Here is a 7,855-nt window from a genome sequence, read left to right as displayed (position 1 = left end):
AACATCCCCAGCCAAGTACATATGAAAAATAACGTGAAATTAAAAACATACAAAAAACAAAATCAGAATAGGAAAATTCCTACTCTGATTTAAGTATATTTGAAATATTAAACTAGTCAACCTTTTTCAGGACTAGTCAGTATGATTCTGTTTTAATAGTCTGGTTGACAGGGTGTTAATTTTAAATTGTCTGTTTATTAAATTATCGATTTGGTTTTATTTTTCCGTTTTTTTATAATTATAATATAAATAAAGTTTATTGTATTTGGTTTCGCGTTAATTTTATTTTATGATTTGAATGTAACAATATTTAGTTTTTTTCTACTAACTGTAATGAAATTTTAAATTTATTGCTTGTTTTAGTTGTGAGTATCACGGGTAAGAATGTAAAGGCTGTAAATTTTTAAATTGTTTAATTTTTTAAATTAGTAAAATGAAGAAAACTATCCTTTGTGGGGCATTGTTACTATCCCTTTCAGTATCTGCACAGCAAAAAAAAGAGTGGTGTGACTTTGATAATGAACAGAGAGTACACCAAAAACAGAATGCGGAAATTGATGAAATGATTCGTAATATCCGTAACAAAGTTATTAGCAGTAATCAAAATACTACTGCTAAAAATGGAAGTGCGTACAAAATTGTAAATGGAGTTTATGAAATTCCTGTAGTTGTACACGTAATAGCACCTACGGGTGCGGCTATTGGTACTGCTTACAATAAGAGTGATGCACAAATTCAGGCCTGGCTGGATCATTGTAATGAAATGTATGCAGGAACTTATCAATGGGCTCAGGGAGTTCCGGCAGATTTTGGTACTGCTGCTACGATGCCAATTAAACTGGTATTAGCTAAAAGAGACCCTAATTGTAATGCTACTACAGGAATTGTTAGATACAACGGAGGAACTCTTGCAGGATATGATGATTATGGGGTAAAACGTAGTGGAGCAAATGGGGTTACTACGGATCAGGTAAAGACTATTGCGCCACACTGGCCGGAAGCGTCTTACTTTAATATCTATATCATGAATAAAGTAGATGGAGGTGGAACATATGGTATCATGGGATGGGCAGGGTTGCCTCAAAATGCCGATGCTAACTACGAATCCTTTATGAAATCTTTTGTAGTTACTTTACAGGATGATATTACTCTGGCTCACGAGTTTGGACATAGTATGGGATTACTTCATACATTTGGTAATGCTAACGCTCAGCCGCCACAAGGAACTACTTCTACGACCTACTGTCCACCAATGACTAATAATGACTGTAACAAAGACGATGATCAGGTTTGTGATACAGAAAGATCAAGAAGTTTGCTAAACGATCCTGCGCCTACCAACAATGATATGAATTATTGTACAGGAACAAACTATCAGGGCGTACAGTATAATATGATGAACTATACCAATCCGATAGCATTTAAATTTACAAATGGACAGCATGACAGAGCAGCTCTTTACTTTTTCTTGATGAAAGGAGGGTTGAGTACTTCATTAGGTGCAACGGCTCCTTCTGCAGGAGCTGCAATTGGAACTCCTATTGCTGCTGCATGTAACCCAACAGGTATCACTACACCAAGTAACTATTTTGTAGGCCCTACTTTAGTAAAACTGGGAAATATTAATAATGCATCAACAGGATATTGGCAGGCTGCTGCTAATTTCTATGAAGATTATACAGGTGCAAACTGCTTAAGAGCAACATCAACTGAGCTTTCTGCAACGGGAACTCACAATCTTCAGGTGAATGTTTCAGATTCAAATAATGATGTAAGAATATGGATCGATTACAATAATAATGGTACTTTTGAAGCTTCTGAACTTGTAGGTTCTGTTGATAATATTGCTGCAGATCCGGTTACTTTGATAGGTACTTACAGTACTACCATTACAGCGCCTGCTTCAGTAGTGTTGAATACACCATTAAGGATGAGAGTGCTTGTAGATGATGAGAACCCTAATATGACTCCTTGTGGGCAATTAATGTATGGGCAGGTTGAAGATTATACTGTAAAATTTGTTACCAATCTGGGAACAAGCGAAGTGAAAGCAGATAATGGTGATTTAACAGTTTATCCTAACCCGGTAGCAACCGGAGATAAAATCTTCATTAAAGCTAAAAATGGTAAAAATCTGAAGGTTTCTATTTCTGATATGTCAGGAAGATTGTTGGCAAGTCCAGCTGTGACTGAAGAAGGAAACGGTGTTTATAAAGTGGACCAGCAATTAGAAAAAGGAGTTTATATGATTCAGATTTCTAATGGAAAAGACAGTAAGTCTTCTAAATTGATCATTAAATAAACTGATCTTCGTTCAGGTATATATAAATGTCTCCATTGTAATGGGGACATTTTTTATTCCATCTTCCTATACTTAAACCTTGGCTTAATAACTTTATTAAGAAATTGCCCCTTAGATCTAGCTTTTCTAAAATTTTCAACAATATCAGGAGGTACCTTAAGATAATCATAAACTGCTCCCGACTGATATATAATTTTTAATATTTCAGTATCCGGAAAATAGATGAAATGATTGACAACACTTGAAGGCATACTTCATTTCATGCAAAAAACATTCCTTGCCATAAAATAAAAAGCTTCCGAAATTTCCGAAAGCTTCAGTAATTGATTTCTTGAAACAGAATATCATTCTATTTTTTCATGAATTTAAATTGATGTATCTGAAAATTCCGGGTATTTATTTTTAATATATATCCTCCGGGAACAAGTTGTGAAACATCAATCTTGGAATCAAACATTTCTGATTTTACCAGACGTCCGTCAATATTGTAAATCTGGATGGTTAGCCCATCGTCAATACCGGAAATAGTAATAAAATCAACCACAGGATTAGGGAAGATCTGAATTTTATTTTTTGAAAGGTCTGAAGTTCCTAATGTAGTGGTCTGTACATCACCTGTCATGGTGGAGTTTACTGCAGTAAGATTTCCTCCACATTGCCCGTTAGTCATTGCTGTATTTTCAACCCAGGTTCCGATACTGTTACCGGGAGGTATCGGAACAGAATTATTACCTGTTGAGTTATAATAAATCAGATAAGGAGTTGTAAAAGTTCCGTTTCCTTCATCACCAAGAAATTCCCATCTTGTAAGAGCATTGTTCCATTGGATTTTAAATTCACAGGTACCTAATCCACTACAATCCTGTCCGCCATCAATAGGACTGGTCATGTAGATGTTCTTACTAAAGGCATCTACTCCTGTTTTGTTAAATACATACGTATTAGGTGGGCTATCAAACAGATTGGGACATCCACTGAATGTTATTGTCTGTGTAAAAGCTGAGCTTCCTATAACAAGACATAATAAGTAAAGAATTTTCATAACGATTAGTTTTGAGATGGATAAACTCCTGCTAATGCAATGATACATTTCAGCGTAATAAACGGAGGTCTGTTTTCATGAGGCTGGCTTCCTCCAGTGCTTCCTACCATTGTGTTTTTCATGGTCGTATTTGCCGCTGCATCGGAATATTCTTTGTCAAGTGTTTTGGTGTCTGCCGGAAGATTATTGGTTGGAGAATTTTGATTTCCTTCCGTTGTTACAGCATTCACGGTATGATTATGAGCCGGCATTTGTGTTACCAATAATGTTACACTCTCAGTTCCGCCGGTTTCTCCCATAGTATACATTGTAGGGCCGCCCGGAGCCTGTCCGTTATGAACGAGTACTCTTCCCCGCATATCAGGTAGAGCAAATGTGGTGGTTCCGTTTCCTCCATAAGTGGTTCCTAAGAGTGAAAAAAGTGCTTGATTTTGCGCGATGGGCAGAAGCTGCCCATTACATTCTGCCCAGTATTTTGGAGCAAAATTATAAGGTACAAAGGCTATTTGCCCTAAAAATGGTTCTGATGCCTGTGCTTTTAGAGCGGGAACAAATGCACTGCATATCAGCAGTGTACATGCAAAAATTAAGTTTTTCATGATAGCAAGAATTTTAAGTAGTATAAAATTAGAAAATATTTTACATAAAATGCTTGATTAAAAGAAAAACCTTTCGTTATATAACAAAAGGTTAGATTTTATTTATTGAAAATTGATTTATTATAGATTTTTTCTCTAATATTTAACAGCGAATAATGTATTAAATGATCATTTTAATGTTTAAGATTATCTTTAAAATCATCGATTCTGAAATCAGTCAATGCATTTCCTTTTTCAATTTTTTCTTTAGAATACAGCCTGAAATCATTTTCTGTTTTTTCTAAAAGATAATCATAGGGCCCTATATGAGAAATCAGTTTTACCAGAACCGGAGAAATCTCAAGGCAGATAAACAATCCCATGATAAAAGTGGCTGCAAGCCCAATGATGGCAGAATTCTTACCAAGTTCGTCCAAAGCCTGAAGCCTTGCTGCAAAACCATTGAATTTATCTTCAAATGTTTCTGTAGATTTTCTTTCCGTTTCCAGATTTGTGTAGACTTTGGATATTTCTTTGTCTAAATATTCCAGCCTTGGAGCCGCTTGTTTCTGATAATTTTCCAGATCAAGTCTGCGTTGCTCCTTCAGTTGCTGTTTACGTTTTGCATTGGGACCATAGCCTTCTTTTCCACTGGTAAGTCCGGATTGTTTACCCAGAATTTCTTTCTCAAGCTCTACCGAAGCCGAATCATATGCCTGCTGATACTGAGCGATTTTTCCTGAAATCTGCTGCTTTTCTGTTTCAAAAGGACCGCTCTGCTGAAGAATTCGCCCGTTCATTTCACCCTGAAGCTGTTTTTTATTTCTTTGAATAATGGTATTCAGCTGTTTGTTGACTTCTTTTTCAAAAATTTTAAGTTCTAAAGGTTTGGAAATAATAATTCCCAGGAACGTAGCAAGGATGAGACGCGGAATAGCCATCAGAATCTGATTCCACCATGTTCCTGTTTTTTTGATGGAAGAAACAATATAACGGTCAAGATTGAAGATCATCAGACCCCACAGGATTCCAAATCCCGCGGCCGCCCAGATATTGTCGAATACTGTATACATCGCATAGCCTGCAGACAAAGTGGCGAATACTGCAGTGAAAAGTACGATACCCCCGATACCGGAAAACTTGTTCCATTCACTCGGAGTTTTTCTTAAAATATGGATGTTCCCGCCTGAACATACCATCAGAAACTTTTGGAACCAGTTTATTGTATGAGTCCCTTGATTTATAGTTTGTTGGTTTGTTTTCATAACTGAAAATTTATACAAAGGTAGTACTAAAAATCATACCAATGTAAAAGATAGTATTATGTTTTACCAAGTAATTGTGTTTGTTTGGGTAAAATGCTGTTTTTTAGAATGTTAAATTTTGTTTTTGAAAAATTGAAAAAAGAATGTGGAACCTATTTCAATCTGTCCGGATTTTGTTTAAGAAAGCTCTCCCATCCGGAATACGATTTCGTATCTGCTATGGTACCGGAATTAAAATGATGACATACAGCTACGGCAAGACCATCGGAAGCATCTAAATATTTTGTAGGAAACTCCTTTAATTTAAGAAGGTTCTGAAGCATTCCTGCTACCTGTTCCTTGCTGGCATTTCCGTTTCCGGTGATCGCCATTTTGATTTTTTTTGGAGAATATTCGGTTATAGGAATATTTCTGTAAAGACTGGCTGCCATAGCAACGCCCTGAGCACGGCCAAGTTTTAGCATACTCTGAACGTTTTTCCCATAGAAAGGAGCTTCAAGAGCTACTTCATCAGGATGAAACTCATCAATAAGAGAAAGGGTTCTTTCAAAAATATACTTCAGCTTGGTTTCGTGATTGGGATATTTTTTCAGGATAAGTTCATGAATAGAAACCATCTCCATTTTTCCTTTTTTTACGGAGATGATACCAAATCCCATTACCGTTGTCCCCGGGTCAATTCCTAAAATTATTTTCTCTGAAATCATTGCTTCAAAGATAGGACTTTCTATGTTTTTTTAGTGGAAAAAGTATTGGTAATGATTTTCGTTTATGTTTAAAATTTTAATATCTTTAAATAAAAATGATCATGAAAAATGTATTTAATGTATTAATTGTTCCTGTCTTTCTCTTGTTTAGCCTTAAAGAGAGAAATAATTTAGTTCAGAATAAGCATTCAGAAGCTTTTACAGCAAAGAGCGAACGGATCATTTATTTGTTTTTCAAAGCAGATAAAGATCAGTCGGGAAATGCAAAAATTACTCTCCAGAGTACTAAAATTGCAGATGGCAGATTGAAACAGATGCCTTCATTTGAAAGAAACAACATCCGTAAGGGTGATCTTGTGATTACATTAACAGGAGCTGACGGAAAAGAAATGGGTAAACAGCTGGTGAAAGATCCTTTCAATCCTGAACTGGAAGTATATGAAAAAGAGGGAATATCCAGACATAAAGCTTCCCTTCAAAATACCGAATTCAGTGCCAGGTTTTCTTACTCTGAAAATGTACAGTCGGTAAAGATTGAAAAAGCAACTGAGGATGGTGCACAAGTAATATTCACACAAAAACTATAATCATGAAAAAAACTTTATTATCCCTTTTAATAGGAAGCAGTTGTTTTGCCCAGACTTTTGAGACCGTTCCGCTATTACAGAACGGGGACAACAGTAAGCGGATTGTTATTGCAGTGTTGGGAGACGGGTTTACCGCTGCACAGCAAACTGCTTTTACAACATCGGCTCAGAATACGATCAACTATCTTTTTACGAAAAGTCCTTATACAGAATATAAGAATTACTTTAATGCCTATGCGGTAAAAGTAATTTCCACAGAATCAGGAGTAAAGCATCCCGGAACCGCAGCAGATGTTGCAGAACCTGTAATTCCTGTAACTAATCCCAATAACTATCTTGGGTCTACTTTCGATGTAGGAGTTCACAGATGTATATACAGCAATACTACCAATAAAGTAGGACAGGTTCTGGCCGCCAATATCCCGGATTATGATATTACTTATGTGCTGGGTAATTCTACAGAATACGGAGGTTGTGGCGGTACCTATGCTTTTGCTTCACTCAACGGTTCTTCCAATGAAATTGTAGTGCATGAACTGGGACATTCCTTTGGAAAATTGGCCGATGAATATTGGTTTTCCGGTTCGCTGGAATCTCCCAATAAAACACAAAATTCTAATCCGGCAACGATAAAATGGAAAAACTGGGTAGGATTAAATGGGGTAGGAGTATATGCCCATGCTGAAAGCCCAAGCTGGTTCAGACCCCATCAGAGCTGTGAAATGAGATATCTTAACCAGCAGTTCTGCTCTGTGTGTAAAGAGGCAATTATTGAAAGGATTCATACTCTGGTTTCCCCTGTGGATTCCTATACTCCGGCCAATAATACAGCCGTTGATGCTACATCCAATGTTACCTTCACTGTGAATGAAATTCTTCCCATTCCGAACACGCTGGTCAATTCATGGAGCTTAAACGGAACGGCTCTGGGAGCAACGGGAAATAGCATAACGATTACTCCCGGACAACTTAACAACGGAAATAATACTTTGATATTATCGGTAGTGGATAACAATCCGCTTTTAAAAGTAGACAATCACAGCACACTCCATGTTACCAATGTTTCATGGACACTGAGCAAATCAACTCTTAAACTCTCAGAAGTCAAAGCGGAAGAGCGTCGTTTCAGTATTTACCCTAATCCTACAGATGGCGAATTTTTTATTAAGGGCAAACAGGGCTTTTCAAAAGATGTAAAAGTAGAAGTGTATGACGCTTCAGGAAAACTTATTCCATCCAGATTTGAACTGAATGATTCTGCAATACGGGTTGATATTAAAAACTATCCGGCAGGTACGTATCTGTTGAATGTAAAAGAAAATAAAAACCTGATCATTTCTCAGAAAATCATTAAAGAATAGTTACATGAAACCG

8 protein-coding genes are annotated in these 7,855 nt (G+C 36.6%); 3 read left to right on the top strand and 5 right to left on the bottom strand.

What is annotated here, in order from left to right:
- The first annotated feature begins 433 nt into the window (after positions 1–433).
- Positions 434–2,302: a GEVED domain-containing protein gene (locus tag DEU40_RS20090; RefSeq protein ID WP_110011497.1), complete on the top strand. Its 1,869-nt coding sequence runs from the start codon at positions 434–436 to the stop codon at positions 2,300–2,302.
- 53 nt (positions 2,303–2,355) lie between these two features.
- Here the strand turns inward: DEU40_RS20090 and DEU40_RS20085 are convergent, their stop codons facing one another.
- The 5 genes from DEU40_RS20085 to ruvC all read right to left on the bottom strand — a co-directional run bounded on the left by DEU40_RS20085 (position 2,356) and on the right by ruvC (position 5,894).
- Positions 2,356–2,553, bottom strand: a complete 198-nt coding sequence (locus tag DEU40_RS20085; RefSeq protein ID WP_110011496.1) for a KTSC domain-containing protein — start codon at positions 2,551–2,553, stop codon at positions 2,356–2,358.
- 98 nt (positions 2,554–2,651) lie between these two features.
- Positions 2,652–3,344 (bottom strand): T9SS type A sorting domain-containing protein, encoded by a 693-nt coding sequence (locus tag DEU40_RS20080; protein ID WP_110011495.1) that lies wholly within the window; start codon positions 3,342–3,344, stop codon positions 2,652–2,654.
- Positions 3,345–3,349: 5 nt separating this feature from the next.
- Complete coding sequence (locus tag DEU40_RS20075; RefSeq protein WP_110011494.1) at positions 3,350–3,943, bottom strand: phage tail protein; 594 nt, start codon at positions 3,941–3,943, stop codon at positions 3,350–3,352.
- Between the two features lie 173 nt (positions 3,944–4,116).
- Complete coding sequence (locus DEU40_RS20070) at positions 4,117–5,187, bottom strand: DUF4407 domain-containing protein (protein WP_110011493.1); 1,071 nt, start codon at positions 5,185–5,187, stop codon at positions 4,117–4,119.
- A gap of 152 nt (positions 5,188–5,339) precedes the next feature.
- A complete protein-coding gene (gene ruvC / locus DEU40_RS20065) occupies positions 5,340–5,894 on the bottom strand; it encodes a crossover junction endodeoxyribonuclease RuvC (protein ID WP_034692903.1) in 555 nt (184 codons plus the stop codon).
- A gap of 101 nt (positions 5,895–5,995) precedes the next feature.
- On the opposite strand from ruvC, the gene DEU40_RS20060 reads away from it, so the two are divergent.
- Together DEU40_RS20060 and DEU40_RS20055 are read left to right on the top strand one after the other, a co-directional pair.
- On the top strand, positions 5,996–6,481 hold the full coding sequence (locus DEU40_RS20060; RefSeq protein WP_137905656.1) for a hypothetical protein: 486 nt from the start codon (positions 5,996–5,998) through the stop codon (positions 6,479–6,481).
- A gap of 2 nt (positions 6,482–6,483) precedes the next feature.
- The gene (locus tag DEU40_RS20055) at positions 6,484–7,842 is read left to right on the top strand and encodes a M64 family metallopeptidase (protein WP_110011491.1); all 1,359 of its coding nucleotides are present in this window, start codon (positions 6,484–6,486) and stop codon (positions 7,840–7,842) included.
- Positions 7,843–7,855: the final 13 nt, after the last annotated feature.

It is taken from the genome of Chryseobacterium sp. AG844 (genome assembly GCF_003182335.1).
Lineage (GTDB): Bacteria > Bacteroidota > Bacteroidia > Flavobacteriales > Weeksellaceae > Chryseobacterium > Chryseobacterium cupriresistens.
Note: the sequence above shows the minus strand (reverse complement) of the source record. Positions and strands in the feature narration are given on the sequence as shown.